Annotated in this window: 15 protein-coding genes; 13 read left to right on the forward strand and 2 right to left on the reverse strand. The window is 37.3% G+C overall.

The window, feature by feature from the left end; genetic code table 11:
* Positions 1-105 precede the first annotated feature (105 nt).
* From OLM61_RS15865 to bglX, 9 genes are all read left to right on the forward strand, one after another.
* Entirely contained in the window at positions 106-651 is a 546-nt protein-coding gene (locus OLM61_RS15865; protein WP_264523590.1) for a DUF6252 family protein, read from the forward strand.
* A gap of 177 nt (positions 652-828) precedes the next feature.
* Positions 829-1,902 (forward strand): magnesium/cobalt transporter CorA, encoded by a 1,074-nt coding sequence (gene corA / locus OLM61_RS15870; protein ID WP_264523591.1) that lies wholly within the window; start codon positions 829-831, stop codon positions 1,900-1,902.
* 62 nt (positions 1,903-1,964) lie between these two features.
* A complete protein-coding gene (gene pta / locus OLM61_RS15875) occupies positions 1,965-4,058 on the forward strand; it encodes a phosphate acetyltransferase (RefSeq protein WP_264523592.1) in 2,094 nt (697 codons plus the stop codon).
* Positions 4,059-4,249: 191 nt separating this feature from the next.
* Complete coding sequence (locus tag OLM61_RS15880; RefSeq protein WP_264523593.1) at positions 4,250-5,434, forward strand: acetate/propionate family kinase; 1,185 nt, start codon at positions 4,250-4,252, stop codon at positions 5,432-5,434.
* Between the two features lie 101 nt (positions 5,435-5,535).
* Positions 5,536-8,280, forward strand: a complete 2,745-nt coding sequence (locus OLM61_RS15885; protein ID WP_264523594.1) for a LuxR C-terminal-related transcriptional regulator — start codon at positions 5,536-5,538, stop codon at positions 8,278-8,280.
* Positions 8,281-8,524: 244 nt separating this feature from the next.
* A complete protein-coding gene (locus OLM61_RS15890; protein WP_264523595.1) occupies positions 8,525-11,527 on the forward strand; it encodes a SusC/RagA family TonB-linked outer membrane protein in 3,003 nt (1,000 codons plus the stop codon).
* A 4-nt stretch (positions 11,528-11,531) separates the two neighbouring features.
* Complete coding sequence (locus tag OLM61_RS15895) at positions 11,532-12,995, forward strand: RagB/SusD family nutrient uptake outer membrane protein (RefSeq protein ID WP_264523596.1); 1,464 nt, start codon at positions 11,532-11,534, stop codon at positions 12,993-12,995.
* Between the two features lie 73 nt (positions 12,996-13,068).
* The gene (locus tag OLM61_RS15900) at positions 13,069-14,436 is read left to right on the forward strand and encodes a glucoamylase family protein (protein ID WP_264523597.1); all 1,368 of its coding nucleotides are present in this window, start codon (positions 13,069-13,071) and stop codon (positions 14,434-14,436) included.
* 156 nt (positions 14,437-14,592) lie between these two features.
* The gene (gene bglX / locus OLM61_RS15905) at positions 14,593-16,893 is read left to right on the forward strand and encodes a beta-glucosidase BglX (RefSeq protein WP_264523598.1); all 2,301 of its coding nucleotides are present in this window, start codon (positions 14,593-14,595) and stop codon (positions 16,891-16,893) included.
* A 71-nt stretch (positions 16,894-16,964) separates the two neighbouring features.
* Here bglX and OLM61_RS15910 read toward each other — a convergent pair whose 3' ends face one another.
* Entirely contained in the window at positions 16,965-17,282 is a 318-nt protein-coding gene (locus OLM61_RS15910) for a hypothetical protein (RefSeq protein ID WP_264523599.1), read from the reverse strand.
* A gap of 225 nt (positions 17,283-17,507) precedes the next feature.
* On the opposite strand from OLM61_RS15910, the gene OLM61_RS15915 reads away from it, so the two are divergent.
* From OLM61_RS15915 to OLM61_RS15930, 4 genes are all read left to right on the forward strand, one after another.
* On the forward strand, positions 17,508-18,293 hold the full coding sequence (locus OLM61_RS15915; RefSeq protein ID WP_264523600.1) for a glycerophosphodiester phosphodiesterase family protein: 786 nt from the start codon (positions 17,508-17,510) through the stop codon (positions 18,291-18,293).
* A gap of 56 nt (positions 18,294-18,349) precedes the next feature.
* Positions 18,350-19,117: a family 43 glycosylhydrolase gene (locus OLM61_RS15920; RefSeq protein ID WP_264523601.1), complete on the forward strand. Its 768-nt coding sequence runs from the start codon at positions 18,350-18,352 to the stop codon at positions 19,115-19,117.
* Positions 19,118-19,128: 11 nt separating this feature from the next.
* A complete protein-coding gene (locus tag OLM61_RS15925; protein ID WP_264523602.1) occupies positions 19,129-20,271 on the forward strand; it encodes a discoidin domain-containing protein in 1,143 nt (380 codons plus the stop codon).
* 92 nt (positions 20,272-20,363) lie between these two features.
* The gene (locus OLM61_RS15930) at positions 20,364-21,752 is read left to right on the forward strand and encodes a M20/M25/M40 family metallo-hydrolase (RefSeq protein WP_264523603.1); all 1,389 of its coding nucleotides are present in this window, start codon (positions 20,364-20,366) and stop codon (positions 21,750-21,752) included.
* Positions 21,753-22,057: 305 nt separating this feature from the next.
* Here the strand turns inward: OLM61_RS15930 and OLM61_RS15935 are convergent, their stop codons facing one another.
* On the reverse strand, positions 22,058-23,152 hold the full coding sequence (locus tag OLM61_RS15935) for a PAS domain-containing sensor histidine kinase (protein ID WP_264523604.1): 1,095 nt from the start codon (positions 23,150-23,152) through the stop codon (positions 22,058-22,060).
* Between the last annotated feature and the right edge of the window lie 156 nt (positions 23,153-23,308).

The raw sequence follows: 23,308 nt of genomic DNA on the forward strand, positions 1-23,308 counted from the left end.
GTCGGGTTTGTTGAATTATTTATGCCGAATGTGGTTTTACGTAAGTTTATTAAGGTTTTTAGTCTTTAATTTGAAAAAAAATAATTAAAAATGAACCTTAAAATCATGAAGAAAATTCTAGGCATTGGACTATTGTCGTTATCTGTTTTGTTAACCGCTTGCAGTAGTGATGAAAACGATAAAAATGATAATAATAACGCTGTTTCGGCTACTATTAATGGTGCGGAATGGAATGCAACCAAGATTAACAGCGTAACGTTAATCAAGGTAAAAAGCGAAAACCAGCAACGTTTCGATATTAATATTCAGGACAATGCCCAAATGTTGTCTTTAGCTTGTGTAAGCGAGCTTACAACTGCTGATGCAATGCCATTGAAAGCCTATAACTTTATTGAAGATATAGAGGATATGGACGCCCTATTTATTAATACTTATTTAGTTGATGGAAATACGTATACAGAGCATTTTGTTGAAACCGGAAAACTAACGATAACCTCTATGGATGCTGCCAAAAAAACAGTATCAGGAACTTTTAGCTTTACTTCTAAAAAAGTGGGTACACTACAGACTAAAGTAAAAACACCTGAAGTTGTTGAAGTAAAAAATGGAATTTTTACAAACTTATCCTATACTGTAGTAACACAACCATAAATAAAAGTAATTTATAAGGAAGAAACCGGGTCAGAAATGATTCGGTTTTTTTTATGGTTGAAATTATGACGGAGAAGCGTTGTAGTAGGCCCATTTTAATGGATTCTCCTCAAAATGACATTTGTCATTTCCCATTCAGATTCTTTTTCGTAATATTACTTTGTAAATCATTTTTGAATGAGAAAGATAAAATACAAGAAAGGTAGGAAGTTGCAACATACAAGTCTGGAGTACACAGGCACGCATAAAGATCATGAAACAGAAATGCAGCTTTTTGTTTATAATGAGACTGATATTGTCGAGTACGAGAAGTTTACGGTTTTGGCCTTAAATTCCTGTTTTGATTATACTAAAAATAATTGGTTGAATATTCACGGATTAAATGACATCGGTCTTATTAAAACAATAGGAGATCATTTTAAAGTAGATGATTTTTTACTGGCTGATATTTTAAATACGACTAAAAGAACCAAATTGGAGGAACAAAAAGATGTTTTGTTTTTCAACATAAAATCGTTGTTGCCTTCAGAATACTCAGATGGTCTTAAGGTAGAACAGCTCAGTTTTATATTAAAAGACGGCATTTTGATTTCTTTTCAGGAAAAAAGGAGTGACTTCTTTACACACGTACGTGAACGTCTGCGCACTCATGCCGGAATCGTAAGATCTAAAAAGGTAGATTATTTGCTTTATTTATTGCTCGATGCTGTAATGGAAAACTTTTACATTACGATCGAAGATGAAGAAGATAATATTGAAGAGCTTATCGATTTAACAAAGAAAGGAGCAGACCCAATTATTTTGGAAAAAATTGAAAATCACCGTGATAACTTTAATTTTTTGAAGCGTTCGATTACCCCGCTTCGGGATTCGCTTTTTTATTTAAAAACCATTAAAGATGACGATGAAAATAATGGTCTGATACAGAAAGAAACCTTTAACTTTTTCATCAGACTACACCAAAAAAGTTTAGAGCTTCTGGAGCAGATAGAATCTGATATGAGCTCATTGGAAAGCGCTTCCAATTTCTATTTTTCAGAACAGAGCCGAAAAATGAACGAGATCATGAAAACCCTGACCATTATTTCGGCCATATTTATTCCACTTACCTTTATTGTTGGGGTATACGGAATGAATTTCGAATACATGCCCGAACTAAAAGAAAGAAACGGCTATTTTATTGTGATGGGATGCATGTTTATATTGGTAATAGGTCTGATCATTTATTTCAAAAAAAGACGCTGGTTTTAACGTTTATTTCTCTATTTAAAATACGATTATATACGACATTTGTTGAGTTTAAAACATAAATTATGAGTAAAGCAATATATATAGCTACAAGCGATCAGAATAGCGGAAAATCAATTGTAACACTTGGTTTGATGAGTATTTTGATTGGTAAAACGGCCAAAGTGGGTTATTTTAGACCTATTGTTGAGGATTTTGTGGATGGAGAGTTAGACAATCACATCGAGACCGTGCTGTCGCATTTTAATCTTGATATTAAATTTGAAGACGCCTTTGCCATCACCAAAAGCAAATTAATCAAGAAAAAAAACAAAGGAAAAATAGGAGAGGTTCTGGACCTTATTATCGAAAAATATAAAAAACTTGAAGAGCGTTTTGATTTTGTTCTGGTAGAAGGAACAAGTTTTACTGGAGAGGGAACTTCAATCGAACTGGATTTGAATGTTTTAATTGCCAAAAACCTCGGGATTCCGACCATCATTATCGGATCGGGAGTAGGTAAAACGCTGGAAGAATTAGTAGACAGTTTGTATTTGGTTTACGATTCTTTTAAAGTAAAAGAAGTTGAGGTATTATCGGTCATCGCCAATAAAGTACAGCCCGAAAACATCGAACTGGTGACACAGGGATTGCAAAAAAGCTTACCGGCCAATGTACTCATTAATACCATCCCGTTGATTTCAAGTTTGAACAATCCGACAATGCAGGAAATTGTCAACCAGCTTGATGCCAAAGTATTGTTTGGTGGCGCTTACTTAAACAATGAAATTGGACATTTTAGCGTTGGGGCAATGCAATTGCACAACTATTTGGTACATCTGCATGATAATGCACTGGTGATCACGCCAGGGGACCGTTCAGATATTATCTTAGGGGCTTTACAGGCCAATGAATCGGCCAATTATCCAACAATATCGGGAATTATCCTAACTGGAAATATCGTTCCGGAAGAAAGCATTCTCAAACTTATTGAAGGACTTTCGGCTGTAGTACCGATTATTGCCGTTGATGGTGGAACTTACGGGATCACCAACCGAATTGGATCGATCAGATCAGAGATTTACGCCAATAATACCCATAAAATAGAAACTTCGATCAGCACATTCGAAAAGTATGTTGCTATGGATGAGCTGTCTGAAAGATTAATCACCTTTCAAGCAGAAGGAATGACGCCAAAAATGTTTCAGTACAACATGGTAAAAAGAGCCAGACAGCACCGAAAACATATCGTTTTACCGGAAGGAAATGACGAGAGAATCATCATTGCAGCCTCAAGATTACTCGCTATGGATGTGGTCGATATTACCATTATCGGCGATAAAAAACAGATTGAAAGCAAAGTTAATGAACTCGGAATTACACTGGATTTTTCAAAGATCACCGTCATCAACCCAATAGAGTCAGAACTTTATGAGGATTATGCCAACACCTATTATGAACTGCGAAAAGCCAAGAATATAAGTATTACCACGGCAAGGGATTTAATGGAAGACGTTTCGTATTTTGGAACCATGATGGTATACAAAGGCCACGCTGACGGAATGGTTTCGGGCGCTGCACATACTACGCAACATACCATTTTACCTGCTTTGCAATTCATTAAAACAAAACCGAACTCCTCGGTAGTTTCGTCCGTGTTTTTTATGTGTTTAGAAGACAGAGTTTCGGTTTTTGGAGACTGTGCCATCAATCCAAATCCAACGGCGGAACAATTGGCAGAAATTGCCATTTCGTCGGCAGAATCAAGCTCAGCTTTCGGAATTGAACCTAAGATTGCCATGCTTTCCTATTCTTCCGGAGCATCCGGAAAAGGAGATGAGGTAGATAAAGTAAGAGCCGCAACCGAAATTGTAAAACAAAAACGTCCCGATTTAAAGATAGAAGGGCCAATTCAGTATGACGCCGCTGTCGATCGTGCTGTTGGAAAAAGCAAAATGCCCGATTCTGAAGTAGCAGGGCAGGCGAGTGTTCTTATTTTCCCGGATCTGAATACAGGAAATAATACCTATAAAGCAGTACAGCGTGAAACCGGAGCTTTGGCTATCGGTCCAATGTTACAGGGATTGAACAAACCAGTAAACGATTTAAGCCGTGGTTGTACCGTTGATGATATCATCAATACCGTTGTAATTACGGCCATTCAGGCGCAAGGACTTTAATTAATTGTTAATTATGCATTTTGCGGTATGAGGTACTCAAAAAATCCGTTTTATCCGTGTCTTCGCGATAGCGAATCCGTTTTACCAGCGTAAAAAAATAATCGTTTCAGCGTTAGGTCATACAACCTGAAACCTGAAACAAAAAAACAATAAAAAACTTAGAGACTCAGTCCCTTAGAATCTTAAAAATAATGAAAATACTAATAATAAACTCAGGAAGTTCGTCAATCAAATATCAATTAATGGTCATGCCTACCAACGAAGTAATTTGTACCGGTATGATTGACAGAATTGGTTTAGAAACTTCAAATGTGATCTTTAAAACGGCAACTAACACTATCGAAGAAACCTTTCCGATTGCCAATCATAAAATAGGTTTGCAAAAAGTAGCCAATATGCTTTTAGATGCCGACAAAGGAGTGATAAAATCGACTTCAGAAATTGCCGCAGTGGGCCATCGCGTGGTACACGGAGGAAGTGCTTTTAGCGATACAGTAAAGATTGACGAGAAGGTGAAATTAAAAATCAAAGAACTTTTCGAACTGGCACCGCTTCACAATCCTGCTAATTTGGAGGGAATTAATGTGGCCGAAGAGATCTTTAGTTCAGCAGAGCAAATTGCGGTTTTTGATACTGCTTTTCATCAAACAATGCCCGAATTGGCTTATAAATACGCCATCCCAAATTACCTTTTAACAGAACATAAAGTACGTGTTTATGGTTTTCACGGAACCAGTCATAAGTACGTATCTGAAAAAGCGATTGCTCACTTAGAAAAGAACGCTAAAATAATTACCATTCACCTCGGAAATGGCTGTAGCATGACCGCCATTAAAGACGGCAAGAGCATCGATCATACTATGGGGTTTTCGCCTTCAAACGGTCTTATAATGGGAACCCGCTCCGGAGATATTGACCAGTCCGTTATTTTTTATATGGTTAAAAACCTGGGGTATACAGCCGATGAAGTAAATTCTATTTTACTGAAACAAAGCGGTATGCTTGGACTTACAGGCTACAGTGATTTGCGTGACATTGAAGCAGAAGCTGAAAAAGGAAACAAAGATTGTATACTGGCATTGCAAATGAATGCCTACCGAATCAGAAAAACGATTGGTTCGTATGCGGCAGCTCTAAACGGTTTGGATGCTATTATTTTTACCGCCGGAATTGGGGAGAACTCCTCTTATGTGCGTAAACTCGTTTGTACCGATATGGATTATTTTGGAATTGAACTGGATGAGGAGAAGAATCAGATTCGTTCTAAAGAAATCAGAGAAATCAGTACACCAAATTCAAAAGCAAAAGTTTTGGTGGTACCAACGGATGAGGAATATGAAATTGCCAATCAGGTTTACCAGTTGCTTCAAAGCTAAAACTGGCCCATATTATAAAAGGAAGCTTCTCATTTGGGAAGCTTTTTTTATGCTTTCAGATTAAATATTTGTCTGTATCTTTGGCTATAAATCATACTATTTTGAAATCGATACTTCTTAAAGCTATATTTTTCTTTTTCATTGCTTTTCAAATCCAGGCACAAGAATTACTCCCTTTCGTAGAAAATTACAACAAATCAGATTATCAGGGCGACAATCAAATCTGGAACGTTGTTCAGGGAAATGATGATGCGATGTATTTTGCCAACAACCATTATTTATTGCGTTACGATGGTGTAATCTGGGAAAAATACACCCTTCCCAATAAAACAATCATCCGTTCGATCATGATCGAAGGAGATAAAATCTATTCAGGTTCTTATAAAGAATTTGGGTATTGGTACCGAAAAGACGGAAAGATGCACTATGTATCGATCACCAGGAAACTGCGATTGTTTGATGAAAAAGACAACGAAGAGATCTGGAAAATCTTTAAATTTAACGGTTCTGTTTATTTCCAGTCTTTTAACGATGTTTTTATTTATAACGGAAAACACATTCAGAAAATCAAATTTCCTTTTTTGATATCCTACTGTTTTGTAGTCGATAATAATGTGTATGTGGCCTCTGTTGAAAAAGGTCTTTTTCGCATGGACGGTTCGAGAATCGCCAATCCGAAAGGCTGGAACATTTTAAAAAAGACGGTAGTTCATGCCATCGAAAAATACAAAAACGAAACGTTTATTTTTACGCAGAAAAAAGGAATCTTTATTGTAGAAAAAGGAGGTTTAAAACCCTGGAACAATCCTTTAAATGAAATCCTAAAATCGGCAACAATCAATGTGGCCAAGTTCATTAAAGGAAATAAACTGGTAGTAGGAACCGGGAACAGAGGCGTATTTATCTATGACTTTCAGACCGACACCTATAAAAACATCAACAGGAACAATGTCTTAATGAACAATTCGGTCTTAAGCATTGGTTTTGACAAAGAGAACGATTTATGGCTAGGTTTGGACAATGGTATTACCCATGTAGAGATCAATTCTCCCATTTCCTTCTTTTATGATAATTCGGGTCTGCTGGGGTCTGTTTATTCCGTTGCGGCTATCGACAAAGGGTATTTGATTGCTTCAAATCATGGGGTTTTCGAATTTGTATCAGGCAAATTTAAGATGTTGCCCAATACACAGGGACAAGCCTGGAATATTACTAAAATCGGTACAAAATATATCATTGGTCATAATGACGGAACCTTTTGTTACGAAAATGGCTCGTTGGTTCGAATCAACAATATAAGCGGTGGATGGAATTTAACCAAAAGCGGCATCAATACTACTTATTTTCAATCTACTTACAGCGGAGTTGTGGTGTATGATGATATTTCAAAACCTACGCAGAGGAGGATTATTAACGATCTTTCAAAACCTATAAAATATGTGGCGCAGAATCAAAAGAATGAAATCTGGGCTGCCGACAATTACCGCGGATTGTATCGCGTACTGTATGATGATGACTATAAGACCAAAAAAGTCGAGAACATCACCCAGCAGAGTAAAATTAAAAATGATTTTGGTGTAAAGATTTTTGAGTTTAGAAATGAGATTCTTTTTCTCATAAATAATGTGTGGTACACCTACAACTCGATTAGTGCAAGTTTGGAAGAAAACGAGCTATTCAATTCTAATTTTAAAAAGATAAGCGATGTCGTTTCGATCGACGAAGACCACTTTATTGTGCTTCAGGATGGCATTTTGTATCATATTTATGCAAAAGGAAATAAATTTATCTGGAACATTATTCAGGAGAAATATTACAAAGGCACACTGATCAATGATAATCTGAGGATATTTAAAACGCAGAACCATTATTTACTCAACCTTGATGACGGATTTATTTCGCTTCAGCTGACTTACGAAAACAAGCAAAATTCGAATGTTAAGATAGAAGCTTTTAATGACGGAAATCTGGTACCAAACGATTCTAAAATCAAATACAATACGGAGATAAAAATAAATGTAATCTCAGGGATTTACGGTGCGAGCAAGCCTAATTTATTTTACAAAATTAATAAGGGCAATGATTTTTTACCAATTTCTGATGGGCTGGTGGTATTGAACAATTTAAGCAGTGGCAATCATGCTATTGTGGTTTACAAACACGATGGAGCGAGCTACGAAAAAGTAACCAGTTTTGATTTCAAAGTGGCAGAGCCCTGGTATTTTTCATTCTGGATGATCTTGCTGTACCTGTTGGTAGTGGGAGCTGTTTTGTTCATCTATTACAAATGGAACAAGCTGCGCTACATGCAAAAACTGAAATTACAGGCCGAAGAATTAAAACATCAGCGTGAAATTCTGGAAATGGAATTAAAAGCAGAGAACGAACTGAATCTTCAGGAATACGAAAAACACATTCTGGAATTGGAACTACAAACCAAATCTTCTGAAGTTGCCGGGAAATCATTGTCGATTGCCAAGCAAAGTGAAATGATCGATAACATTCAGAACATTCTGAACTCCGAAAAAGACTTCAATAAACTTAAAAGCGAAATCAAAAAGGCAATCAAGATCAATGAGGTAAACAAACACGAGTGGGAAATTTTTGAAACCAACCTGAATCAGATCCACAATGAGTTTATCATTAATCTTTCTAAGAAATATCCAAGCTTAACGCCAAAAGATATTAAACTGTGTATTTACCTTAAAATGAATCTTTCGTCAAAGGAAATTGCCCCTATGATGAACATCTCTTTTAGAGGGGTAGAACTGCACCGATACCGTCTAAGAAAGAAGTTAGGGCTTACACAGGATGAAAACCTCTCAAAATTTTTATTAAGTCTGTAAGATTGGGATTAGTTTTTTAAATATCTTATATTTTTCCACTTCTTTTATTGTATAATTCTAATACATCATTACTACATCATAACGTTATGTTAACAAAATAAAATTAATATTTAATTTGTTGATAACCATTAATTTGTGTCCAATTTTAAACATAATGATGTAGCTGTGTTGTAGTGCTATTTGATGTACTACAACGTTGTAATTGTTTAATTTGGCACTACTAACTTAAACGATTACGAACTGTATGAAAAATTTTATTTTTAGCTTTTTAGCGCTTTTGCTATTGCCGGCTTATATGTCTGGACAAGCAATTAAAGGAAAAGTAGTAGACAGTAGTGGAATGGGAGTTCCCGGAGCAATTATTTCTGCTTCGAGTACTAAAGCTTCTACTGATGCTGATTTCGACGGAAATTTTACCATAAATGCCAAAGTGGGCGAGATATTAAAAATCTCAATGTTGGGTTTTGAAGCTGTTTCTGTAGCAGCGACATCCGCACCAATGACGATTACTTTAAAAGAATCAGACGATACGGTTCTGAAAGATGTAGTGGTAATCGGATACGGAACCCGAAAAAAAATCGATAATACTTCAGCAGTAAGTTCTATTAAATCGGAAGAAATTACCAAAATGAAAGTGTTAAATGCCTCTCAGGCCATACAAGGTAAGGCAGCCGGGGTTCAGGTGTCTACTTCAGATGCACCGGGAAGTACTCCTTCTGTGGTAATCAGGGGAGCAGGTACTGCATTAGGAGGAAGAAATCCTTTATTTGTAGTAGACGGTATGCCAACCGAAAACATCAATAACATTAATAGTAATGACATTACTTCTTATGAGATACTGAAAGATGCTTCTTCATTAGCAATTTACGGAACCAGAGGTGCCAATGGTGTAATTATGATTACCACTAAGGCAGGTAAAGGGAAACTTTCTGTAGATGTTGAAAGTTTTACAGGTTTCAGATCTCCTTTGAAAAAAGTAAAAATGGCCAATAGCGACGAATATGTTCGTTATAGTAATGCCGCTTTCAGCAAAGATTTTCCACAAGGAAGATTCTCAGCAAACCAACCTTACAATACCGATTGGCTTGACGAAATTACAAGAACAGGAATCTATACGCAGAACAATATTGCAATCTCAGGATCTTCAGATAATGTAAAATACTTCTTTAGTGTTGGAAATTATGAGGAAAAAGGAATTCTGAACGGATCTGATTACGGACGTACTACGATTAGAAACAATAACGAGTTTAAGCTTTCTGAGAAAGTTAAACTGACTCAAAATTTGAGTGTTAGTACTATCAAGAACAGACCAATGCCTTTAAGCGCATTTACCAATGCTTACAGACAGTCTCCATTAGTTCCTGTGCGTTACCCTAACGGAAAATACGGTGTGCCGTTTGTTTCGAATGGAGTAGTGGCTGAAACAGGAGCATCTTTCAACAATGTTGGAAATCCGGTGGCTCAATTGGATTATACAAATGAGCAACAGGAAAGTGTTATTTTACAAGGTGGTTTGAAATTAGACTACGAGATTATCAAATCATTAAAATTCACTTCTCAGTTTAATGGAGAATTTTACACCTACAAACAATACAATTATGTTGACAATACAGCGCTTTGGTTATCAGCAGATCCAACTCGTGTTGTAGCAGGTTACCCTGGAAGTTTGAATAAAAACACTTTGACCAGAAGCAGAGATCAGTATTTCAACTGGAACTTGTCTAACTACCTGACTTATAATAAAGTTTTTGCAGAAATTCATGATGTTGAAGTTACTGCCGGTATCGAAGCTAACGTGCAGGGAACCAGAGAGAAATTAACGATTGACAGAAAAAATGTAAATCCAGATTCAAATTACTGGTCTTTAAAAGATGTTAACGTTGCCAGTTCAGTAACAGGTTACAAAGATGAAGCCTTGAATCAAAGAAGATTAGCTTCTTACTTTGCCCGTTTCCAATACAAATTAATGGACAAGTATTTGCTTACCGGTACAGTAAGACGTGACGGATCATCTCAATTTGCTGAAGACAAACGTTGGGGAACATTCCCGTCTGTAGGTTTGGGATGGATTGTATCTAAAGAAAGCTTTTTAAGCAAAGTAGAGCAGATCAATTTATTAAAATTAAGAGGTTCTTGGGGTAGATTAGGAAATCAAAATGTACCATTGAACACACAGATTATCACTTCGGGAGTAGATTATCCTAATTTTGGTTCAGGGATAACGGTTAACTCTCAAATCGATCCTAGTTTATCATGGGAAATTGTAGAAGAACTTTCTGGAGGTGTTGATTTTGAATTGTTAGACAGCAGATTAAAAGGATCTTTTGACCTGTACGATAAAAAAACAACCAACACTATTTTGAATGTTAAGCCTTATTCTTCATCAGGAATTACATTGGCAACACCAGCGCACATTGGAGAAGTATCTAACAAAGGTTATGAGATCTCTTTACGTTGGGATGATAAAATAACGGATAATTTGAGCTATTGGGTTGGAGGAAATTTTTCTCATAACAAAAATGAGCTAACAAGTCTTAAAAATGTTCAGCTAAGTCCAATTATTGGAGGAAGTTTAGGAAACGGTCAAAATACTAAAATATTAGACAATACTTCGGTAGGACAGCCTTTAGGAAGTTTCTATATGTACGAATATGCCGGGATTGACCCAACAAACGGTCAGATGTTGTATTACAATGCAAACGGAGCCAAAGTAGCTCAGACTGCCTTAAATGAGAGAACTGATAAAAAATACGTAGGTTCACTTTTACCAACGTCTACTTACGGAGTTACTTTAGGAGTTAACTATAAAAACATTGATTTTTCTGTTGACGGTTACGGAACAGGGGGAGCAAAAGTTTACAATGGTAAAAAAGCGCAGCGTTTTGGAGGTGAAAACATAGAAGCTTCTATGGCTCGTGATTTCTGGACACCAACAAACACAAACGCTTCTAATCCTGCACCTTCTAATGTGACACCTTTCGCGTCCACTTATTATTTAGAATCAGCAGATTTCTTTAGAATCAATAACATCACTTTAGGATATAAACTTCCTTTAAAAGACGATCAGTTTCTTAGCTACTGTAGAATATATGTAAATGCAATTAACCCGTTTATTACACAAAAATTCTCAGGATTTTCACCTGATGTAGTGTCAGATGGTAAGTTAGTTGAAGGTACTCAGGGGGTTGAGCTGGATGCTTATCCATCATTGAGATCATTTGTTATAGGTGCTAATTTAAAATTTTAATATTATGAAAAGATTATATATATCAATATTTGTACTCTCTGGATTGTTCATTTCAGGTTGTTCAAATGATTTTTTAGATGTAGAGCCAAGCGAGGCTATTCCGGCCGATCCTGCATTGGTAAACAGTGATGAGGGAGCTTCAAGTTTTGTAACGGCAATTTACAACCAGTTTTTAGGTTGGGAAATGTCCTCTTTTGGATGGAATGCGGTTTCAAGTATCATTTCAGATGACGCTGATAAGGGATCAGATCCCGGAGATGCTGGTGGAGATAAAGATATTGTTGATGCTTTAACGTACAATGCATCAACCCCATCATTTGAATCTACGTGGAATGCCAATTATGCCGGGATAAACAGATGTAATCAGGCATTGGAAATGTTTCCTAAGTTAGATAAAGTAACTCCTGCTTTGAAAACAAGATTAGAAGGAGAAGCTAAATTTATGAGAGCTTTTATGTACTTTACTTTAGTAAAAGGATATGGCGGAGTTCCTATTGTAGATCACTTAGCGTTGGTTCCGATTTCGGAAGAAGACAGAAAAATGCAGTTAACACGTAAGCCGGCAGCAGAAGTGTATGCTTTTATCGAAAAAGACTTAAAAGATGCTATTGCAAACTTACCGGAGAAATCAGCCTACGCAGGAAATGATAAAAAACGTGTTTCTAAAGGTTCAGCTTATGCATTGTTGGCAAAGGTGAGTTTGTATCAAAAAAAGTGGCAGGAAGTAATTGACAACTGCGATAAGGTAACAGGATATTCTTTAGTATCAGATTATGCTTTACAATATAAAAAAGAAGGAGAATTTGGTCCGGAATCTATTTTTGAGATTGATGGAATCGGTTCAACTTCAAGTCCTGGATTTGGAATTGGTAATTACACCGTTTCTCAAGCGCCACGTGGTGCCGGAGGCTGGGGTTGGGGTTTCAATACACCTACTGAGGGCTTAGCAAATGCTTATGAAGCAGGCGATGTAAGAAGAGCGGCAACGATCATTTTCAGAGGTTCAGTTTTATACGATGGAACACCGGTACCGGCTACTGTAGCAAATCCAAGATACAATTACAAAGCATACTCATCTGCTTTTTATAATCAGGAATTTACAGATACCAATCTTAGATATTTAAGATATGCTGAAGTAGTGTTAATGAAAGCAGAAGCTTTGAATGAATTGGGGCAAACTTCGGCAGCAATTCCTTTAGTAAACATGATTCGCAAAAGAGCAGGTTTAGGAGATACCCCTTTTACCTCTCAGACCGATATCAGAAAAGCGATCTACAAAGAAAGAAGATTAGAAATGGCTTTCGAACATGACAGATGGTTTGATCTAGTTAGAACAGGACAGGCAGAGGCTGCTATGGCTGCTGACGGAAAAACTTTTGTGGTTGGAAAACATGAATTATTCCCAATTCCAACTTCATTCCTGAGAGAAGCAGGCGCACTTTCGCAACAAAACCCTGGTGGTTACTAAATAAATTTTTAAAATCACTTCCTTCTTTTTCTGAAGGAAGTGATTTTTATTCATTGTTTTTAAAAATTTTATAATGGTTAAAATTTCAGTTTTACTATTAACTTTTACTTTTTTGAGCTGTAATGCACAAGAAAAAAAAGACAAAGAAAAGGCATCGTCAGCTACAGTAAAATTAACAGACGAGCAGCTTTTAGCTACGGTTCAAAAAGAGACCTTTAAATATTTTTGGGATTATGCCGAACCCAACTCAGGATTGGCCAGAGAACGTTACCATCCGGATGGGAATTACCCTGAAAACGATGCACATATTGTAACTACAGGAGGTTCTGGTTTTGGATTGATGGCCATAGTATCCGGAATGTCACAAGGATATGTAACCAAAGAAAAAGGTGTTGAAAGACTGAACAAAATTGCTGATTTTTTAGGCAAAGCAGATCGTTTTCACGGAGCATGGTCACACTGGATAGACGGAAATACAGGAAAAGTAAAACCTTTTGGAACCAAGGATAATGGTGGAGATTTGGTCGAAACCTCATTTTTGGTTGCAGGAATGATTACCGTTCGCGAATATCTAAAAGACGGTTCGGAGAAAGAGCGAGCAGTAGCTCAAAAATATGACGCACTTTGGAAAGGAGTAGACTGGCAATGGTACACCAACAATAAAAATGTCTTGTACTGGCACTGGTCGCCAACCTACGACTGGCAAATGAATTTTCCGCTGGAAGGCTACAACGAATGTTTGATTACCTACGTGATGGCAGCTTCTTCACCCACACATGCGATAGAGGCAAAAGCCTACCACGAAGGCTGGGCGAGAAATGGCGGAATTGTTTCTTCAAAAACAAAATACAACCTGCCATTAATTCTAAAACACAACGGGGCTGAGGAATTTGGAGGACCCTTGTTTTGGGCGCATTATTCGTATGTAGGACTTGATCCGAACCAATTAACAGACAAATATGCCAACTATTGGAATCTGAATGTGAATCAGGTAAAAATTGATTACCAGTATTGTATCGAAAACCCGGGGAAGTTTAAAGGTTATGGACCCGATTATTGGGGATTAACCGCATCTTATTCCAGAAATCCTGACGGATCTATAGGTTACGATGCACACATGCCAAGTAACGATAAAGGGGTTATCTCTCCAACAGCTGCAATTAGTTCAATCGTGTACACGCCAAAAGAAGCAATAGCTGTCATTAGAAACTTATATGAAAATCATAAAAAAGAAACCTTTGGAAATGCAGGGTTTTATGATGCGGTAAGCTTACAGAACAAATGGGTGGCAAAACGTTATTTAGCCATCGATCAGGGACCTGAAGTTGTCATGATCGAAAACTACCGTACCGGTTTATTGTGGAAATTGTTCATGAATGCTCCCGAAGTAAAACAAGGTTTAACGAAACTTGGTTTTAAATCCGGAAAATACGAATTCTAACAACATTAGAATGACATCCTGCAATCTGGGGATGGAGGTTTAAACGATAAAAACGAATACAAAAAACAAATAGATTAAAATGAAAACGCTTCGATTTCAACTCATAAATGAAACGAAGAAAGCGGTTTCATGCTCCAAAAACAAATATTAATACACATGAAAAACAAATTAGTCTTACTATTTTTAGGATGTGCTGTTCTCGGATACGCCCAGAAAAAGAACACTAAAAATACAGTAAAAATCAAACCGAAATCAGAGTTTGTAGCAGAGTTATTGTCAAAGATGACACTGGACGAAAAATTGGGACAGCTTAATTTACCGACTTCTGGAGATATTACTACAGGACAGGCAAACAGTTCTGATGTGGCGAAAAAAATTGCTGAAGGTAAAGTTGGAGGTTTATTCAATATTAAATCAGTTCAAAAAATTAGAGAAGTACAACGAATTGCGGTGGAGAAAAGCCGTCTGAAAATTCCATTGATTTTCGGAATGGACGTCATTCACGGTTACGAAACCACCTTCCCAATTCCACTGGGATTATCTTGTACCTGGGACATGAACCTGATCGAAAGAAGCGCCAGAATTGCAGCGCAGGAAGCCAGTGCTGACGGAATCAACTGGACATTCTCACCAATGGTAGACGTTTCTCGTGACCCGCGTTGGGGAAGAGTTTCTGAAGGTTCAGGAGAAGATCCGTATTTAGGAAGCCAGATTGCCAAAGCGATGGTAAATGGGTACCAGCAGCATGATCTTTCAAAAAACAATTCGATTATGGCCTGTGTAAAACACTTCGCTTTATACGGAGCACCGGAATCAGGACGTGATTACAATACAGTCGATATGAGTCATATCAGAATGTTCAACGACTATTTTCCTCCTTACAAAGCCGCTGTTGATGCAGGAGTAGGTTCGGTAATGGCTTCTTTCAATGAGATCGACGGAATCCCTGCAACAGGAAACAAATGGCTGATGACCGATGTTTTAAGAAAACAGTGGGGCTTTAAAGGTTTCGTAGTAACCGATTTTACCGGAATCCCTGAAATGATCGAACACGGAATGGGAGATTTACAGGCTGTTTCGGCTTTATCGCTAAACGCAGGTGTAGAAATGGACATGGTAGGTGAAGGTTTCTTAGGGACTTTGAAAAAATCATTAGACGAGAAAAAAGTAACCATCGAGACTATCGATAACGCGGTTAAACTTATTTTAGAAGCAAAATACGATTTAGGTTTATTCAGTGATCCGTATAAATATTGTGATGCCAACAGAGCAAAAACAGAAATCTTTACGGCAAGCAGCAGAAAAGAAGCACGTTCGACAGCAGCACAATCCTTGGTTTTACTGAAAAACCAAAATCAATTGTTACCACTTAAAAAATCAGGTACAATTGCTTTAATCGGACCTTTGGCAGATGCAAAAGAAAACATGCCGGGAACCTGGAGTGTGGCTACAAGAATGGAAAATGCGATCTCACTTTTGGCAGGAATCAAAGAAGTAGCGGGAGCTTCTACAAAAGTATTGTATGCTAAAGGAAGCAACTTAGATTACGATGAAGAGTTTGAAACCAAAGCAACCATGTTTGGTAAAACCTTACACCGTGATACTCGTTCAAAAGAAGAATTACTGGCAGAAGCTTTAAAAGTGGCTAATCAGTCAGACGTAATTGTTGCAGCATTGGGAGAATCTGCCGAAATGAGCGGTGAATCAAGCAGCCGTACGAACTTAGAAATTCCACAGGCCCAGAAAGATTTATTAAATGCCTTACTAAAAACAGGTAAACCGGTTGTTTTAGTATTGTTTGACGGGCGTCCGTTAGTGATAAAAGAGGAAAACGAAACCGTTCCGGCTATTTTAAATGTTTGGTTTGCCGGTACCGAAGCAGGTTATGCTATTGCCGACGTTTTGTTTGGTGATGTGAACCCTTCCGGAAAATTAACATCAACTTTCCCAAGAAGTGTGGGGCAGTTGCCGATTTATTATGCACACAAAAATACAGGAAGACCTCTTGTTAACAAAGAAGGTAAATTCGAAAAATTCAGATCAAACTATATTGACGAAAGAAATGAACCGTTGTTCCCATTTGGTTTTGGTTTAAGTTATACCACTTTTGAGTATTCAAACCTGAAGATTTCAGCTGATAAAATGAATTCAAATGGTAAATTGAAAGTAACCGTAGATGTTGCCAACACCGGAAACTATGATGGAAAAGAAACCGTGCAGTTGTACATCAGAGATTTGGTTGGATCTGTAACAAGACCTGTTAGAGAGCTTAAAAATTTCCAAAAAATAACCCTTAAAAAAGGGGAGAAACAAACCGTGACTTTCGAGATCACAGTTGAAGATTTAAAATTTTATAATTCTGACCTACAATTTGTAGCAGAACCTGGGCAGTTTGATGTTTTCGTAGGTGGAAATTCAGATGCCGATAAGAAAGTTAGCTTTGAGTTAACTAATTAGTTGGTTTATTGATTAGTGATTAGCCCTTCGTGTTTTGGTTTGCGAAGGGCTTTTTTTAAATAGGTTCAACATTAACTATTAGATGAAAAATCGATATCAATAGCACCAGAAACCTGATCATTGTACACTGGGTATGTTGCATCACCATTCAGATTCCATAGACCACTATCACCATTGTAATTATAAGTCTGACCTTGGACATGACCTTGCGCATCAAAAAATTGCATGTAGAAACTGGCAAATGAAGTGTTGGCTATACTTGCATCATAAGGTTCCCCATCAAAGGTAGTATGACTACTTCTTAATTGAGAAAAAACGGCATTTATAACAGTACCATTGTCACCATCAGTTTTAACCGGGTAAGTTCCTGAATTTTCTTGCTCTTCCATAAATTGAATTTTTAAAATTATAATGCAATATTAAATAAAATAATAAAAAGAAAGATATTTCTTATAAAATATATTACAGTATTTTCATACATATTAAAAGTTTGTATTCGTAAATTTACAAAGGGGGTGACGGCCTTTCTCAAACTGAGGGAGAACTAATTCTTTTGGATATTTGCGCAGTCAATACAGTTTACGATATAGGTTATAAAACATAAATTCAAAATAATGAATACTACTAAAGCATTTCGGATATCATTACTTTTAACAATAACAATTGCTTTTCAGTCCTGCTGTGTGAAAGAAAATGCAATAGTGGCACATCGAGGGGCATGGAAAAAGAACAATCTCCCTGAAAATTCGATAGCAGCTCTGCGACATGCCATCGACTTAAAACTTCCCGGTTCAGAGTTTGACGTTTGGAGAACAGCCGATGATTCACTCGTTATCAATCATGACGCACATTATAACAAATTGCTTATTGAGGAAACAAATTATGCCGATCTTATAAAGTTTAAACTTTCAAACGGAGAGAAGCTTCCAACCTTGTACGAGTATATAGCTGAAGGCAAGAGAAATAACAAGCACACCCTTTTGGTTTGTGAAATAAAACCTTCAGAAATAAGTAAAGAAAGAGGAAGAAAAACGGCGTTGAAGGCGGTCGAAACAATCAATAAACTGAAAGCAGATAAAAGTACCTGCTACATTAGTTTTGATTACGAAATTCTGAAACAAATCAGAGAAGTCGATTCCCGGGCAAGTTTACAGTATCTCGAAGGAAACAAATCTCCAAAAGAAGTTAAAGCAGATCATATAAACGGCGTTGATTATCATTATTCAGTATTTAAGAAACATCCGGAGTGGATCAAAGAAGCTAAAGCGTATAATGTTATTTTAAATGCCTGGACGGTAAACGAAACGGCCGATATGGACTGGATAATTGATCATAAATTCAATTATATCACTACCAATGAACCTGAGTTGTTAAAACAAAGGATAAAACAGAAAAAATAGAACTATTGAAACTGTGTTTTCCCTTTTGGAGAAAACCTTTTATATAAAAACATCCTATGAAAAAAATATATGGAGTAGCTGTTATGCTGATGCTGATTAGTTTAAGCAATACAATACTTGCACAAAATACTAAAATTCCAGGTAAGACCGAATGGTTTGACCCCAACAAAAAAGCCTCAACCTACTGCAATCCGGTTAATATCGGCTACAATTACACCACCGAGAATCACAATGGCATTCCGGAATCCCGTCGTTCGAGTGCCGATCCGGTAATTATCACCTTCAAAGGAGAGTATTATTTGTTTGCCACCAATCAGGCGGGGTATTTTTGGAGCAAAGATATGTCAGACTGGAAGTTTGTGTACGGCAGTTTTCAGCGCCGCCCTGCCGATGATGACCAATGCGCCCCTGCGGCATGGGTGGTTAACGATACCTTATTTTATGTGGGATCAACCTGGAAAAGAGACCATCCTGTTTGGAAAACTGCCGATCCAAAATCGGGACAATGGTTGCGACATATCGACAAAGCGATGCTGCCAACCTGGGATCCGGCTATTTTTCAGGACGATGATAAAAAAGTATATATGTATTACGGTTCAAGTGGAAAATTACCGCTTGTAGGCGTAGAAGTCGATTACAATACCTGGCTTCCAAAAGGCGATCAGGCAGCTTACGAAAAACTATACAAAGCCACTGAAGTAGAAGACATTCAACGTGCTTATGGCGAAATAAAAGAAGTCGCAGGTCTTGATCCTGCCAATCACGGTTGGGAGCGTTTTGGACCCAATAACGATATGGAACCCGCACCCTGGGGAATTTTATAGAAGGCGCCTGGATGACCAAACACAATGGTAAATACTACATGCAATACGGAGCTCCTGCTACTGAATTTAAAGGTTATGCCAATGGCGTACATGTTGGAAACAATCCGCTGGGGCCTTTTACCTATCAAAAACACAATCCGATGTCGTATAAACCGGGAGGATTTGTAATTGGAGCCGGACACGGAAATACTTTTGCGGACAATTATGGAAATTATTGGAATACCGGAACCTGTAAAATCTCCATCAAAGACCGTTTTGAGCGTCGTATTGATATGTTTCCTGCCGGATTTGACAAAGACGATGTCATGTATTCCATCACCGCTTACGGAGATTTTCCGATCGTTTTGCCAACCAAAAAACGCAACCAGGAAAGAGGAGCTTCCTCCGGCTGGATGTTACTTTCATATAAAAAGCCTGTGACCGTTTCTTCTTCAGAAGAATGTATGGAAGTGGAAACCCACAGAATGGACAACGGCGGGAAAAAAGTATATGAGAAGTTTTGCTACGGAGCAGAGAATTTAACCGATGAAAATATTCAAACCTACTGGTCAGCAAAAACAGCGAATCCGGGAGAATGGTTACAGTTGGATCTGGGCAGACAAATGCAAATTCAGGCGCTCCAGATCAATTATGCCGATCATAAAGCAACGCAATTCAACAAGGCAATGGACATTTATTATCAGTATAAAATCTTTATGTCTGACGATGCCGTAAACTGGAAATTGGTAATCGATAAATCTAAAAATGCAAAAGACGTTCCGCATGATTACGTTGAACTGACAAAAGCAATTAAGGCCCGTTACATTAAAATGGTCAACATTCATAATGCTTCCGGTTTATTTGCTATTTCAGATTTCAGAGTATTTGGAAACGGATTGGCAGAAAAACCACAACCGGTTACGGATTTTAAAGTAGTGCGAAATACAGCTGATTCGCGAAACGCCATGATCTCCTGGAAAAAACAAAGTAATGCTATTGGTTACAATATCTATTACGGCATTTCACCGGACAAATTGTATAACAGCATTATGGTCTACGACGATAGTTCTTATGATTTTAGAGGGCTGGATAAAGGAACGACCTATTATTTTACGATTGAAGCGTTCAATGAAAACGGAATTGGAGTGAAAAACGAATTGCAGGAAGTAAAATAATTCTCATTTTTTTTCCAAATCGTTACATAAAAGCGATGGCAGTTCTAAAGAATTTTGTTCCTTTGTGTAACAACCAAAATGCTATACAACCTATGAAAAAAACGATTCTTTTAACTGCTTTAGTTTTAAACGGATTGACATCTTTTGCACAGTCAAATGATGAGAAAAACATTAAATTATTTTATAAAAAAGCTCTGACCGAGTCTAAATGTTACACCTGGTTAGAGTATTTGTCTAACGATATCGGAAGCCGTTTGTCAGGTTCTGCAAGTGCCGAAAAAGCAGTGCAATACACCAAAAGACAATTAGAGACTCTTGGTCTTGATAAAGTGTACCTGCAGGAAGTAATGGTTCCGCATTGGGTGCGTGGCGAAAAAGAAACCGCGTATATTTTAGACAATAAAACAAAAACGGTAGTGCCTATTTGTGCTTTAGGAGGATCAGTTGCTACTGCAAAAACGGGACTTACCGCTGAAGTAATCGAAGTAAAAGGAATAAAAGAACTGGCGGAATTGGGCGATAAGGTAAAAGGCAAAATTGTATTTTACAACAGACCAATGGACCCGGAAAATATCGAAACTTTTAGATCTTACGGAGCCTGTGTAGATCAAAGATATGCTGGTGCAAAAGAAGCAGCAAAACTAGGAGCAGTTGGAACTATCGTACGTTCGATGAACTTACGCTTAGATGATTTTCCGCATACAGGAGCTCAAAGTTATGGTGATTTACCAAAAGACCAGTACATTCCAACCGCTGCAATTAGCACCAATGGAGCTGAGTTGTTGAGTAAATCACTAAAAAGAAACCCGTCTTTAAAGTTTTATTTCAAACAATCTTGTGAGACGCTGCCGGATGTTTTATCCTATAACGTAGTTGGAGAACTTACCGGAACAGAAAACCCTGGCAACATTATGGTTGTTGGCGGACACTTGGATTCCTGGGATCTAGCGGATGGTTCGCATGACGACGGAGCAGGAGTAGTGCAAAGTATGGAAGTAGTTCGAATTTTAAAAAATTTAAACTATAAGCCTAAAAACACCATTCGTGTAGTGCTGTTTATGAATGAAGAAAATGGTGGTAAAGGAGGAGCGAAGTATGAAGAACTTTCGAAACAAAAGAACGAGAATCATATTTTTGCTTTAGAGAGCGATTCAGGAGGATTTAGCCCAAGAGGGTTTTCAATCGAAGCAGATGATGCTAATTTCAAGAAAATAGCAGGTTTTAAAGACCTTTTCGAGCCATATTTGGTACATAGCTTCACTATTGGTCACGCAGGGTCAGACATCAATCATTTAACGTCTAAAGCAATTGTGAAAGCAGGTTTGAAACCGGACTCACAACGTTATTTTGATTACCACCACGCAGCAAACGATAAATTTGACGCCATCAACAAAAGAGAACTAGAGCTTGGAGCAGCAACAATGACAACTTTGATGTATTTAATGGATCAGGGCGGAATTGTTCTTCCAGCGGCGAACTAAACTTATAAAAGTAAATTCCAAATCTCAAATTTCAAATTCCAATAGGATCGCTCTTATTAGAATTTGGAATTTGGGATTTTTTTATTGGAATTTATTTATTTGGGATTTGAAAAAAAAATCCAAACTTCAAAATCCAAATTCCAGTAGGATCGCTCTTATTAGAATTTGGAATTTGGGATTTTTTTATTGGAATTTTTTTATTTGGGATTTGAATTAAAAAAATTCCAAACTTCAAAAACCAAGTTCCAGTCGGGTTGCTAATATTTGGAATTTGGAATTTAAAGTTTGGAATTTTAAAGAAGTTCTCAGAACGTAATCGTAAATTTAGCCCCTTCATTGGGTTGGCTTTCCAGACAAATGTGACCTCCTAGGTTTGTTATGTGATTGTAAACCAGATAGAGACCAATTCCGTTACTGTCCTTATTCGAACTGAATTTTTGATGCAGTCCAAAAATCTTATCTTTTACTTTTTCCATGTCAAAGCCTATTCCGTTATCCGAAATAATCAATTGGGTAGTTCCGTTAGAACGAAGGGAATTAAAGTGAATAACAGGCAAAAAACCGGGTTTTGAATACTTAATCGAATTGGTAATCAGATTGAGGAATATACTTTTTAGAGATGTTTTATTGAAGAGAATGGTTTCTGCCTCCGAAAAATCAATTATAAGCTTTGTTTTCGAATTTTGAATGAGCGAATGGATTGAGGATAAAACTTCTTCTAAAACAACTTCAAAATTCAGCATTTCTAACTGCTCGTCTTCCTCGTTTTTTTTATCCAGCAGCGCAACATGATCGATCAGCGTTTTCTTTAAGCTTTGTGTGGAAGTTTGAATAACAGAGATTAATTCAAGCGTTTCAGGATCGGTTATAGTAGAGGTATCCAAAAGATCAAAAACGGCCAAAAGATTGTTTACAGGAGATCTTAAATCGTGGGCCGTGGTATAGGTGAGTTGTTTGAGTTCTTTGTTTTGTTTGGTGAGTTCAGCCAAATGAAGGTTTCTTTCCTGTTCGAGTTCTTTCTTAAAGGTGATGTTTTTGGCAATGGCATACACCAGTCTGTCTTTGGCAATCGGAACAGAACTCCATAAGAGCCAGACAATAGTGCCGGTTTTGGTTACATAGCGGTTTTCGAAATTATAGAGACCGATATCCAGGGTAAGGTCTTTTCGGGCATTTGCGGTTCTCATTTTATCGGCTTCAAAAACAAAATCGTTTATAGGGAGCGATAGTAATTCTTCTTCGGTATAGCCCAGTAATTTAGAGACAGCTGGGTTTATTCTTTTAAAATAACCGTCAAAACTTGCAATACACAACAAATCTGGTGAAGAGTCAAAAAAGTCTTCGAACTGCGAAAAAAAGTGCAGATTGTTTCTGGATAATTTAGGTGCTCTATTAATCATAGTTAAACCTAATTTAAAATTTGTCTTACTAAAATAACACTAAAATTTTACATTTATGATTTGTTTTTAACAATTTTAATGAATATTCGTTGAAAAACAGATTAATTCGTTGAAAAGTTAATAGAGGTGTAAAAGTGTAAGTTTTTGGAAACGAAA

The organism is Flavobacterium sp. N502536 (genome assembly GCF_025947345.1).
Taxonomy (GTDB): Bacteria; Bacteroidota; Bacteroidia; order Flavobacteriales; family Flavobacteriaceae; genus Flavobacterium.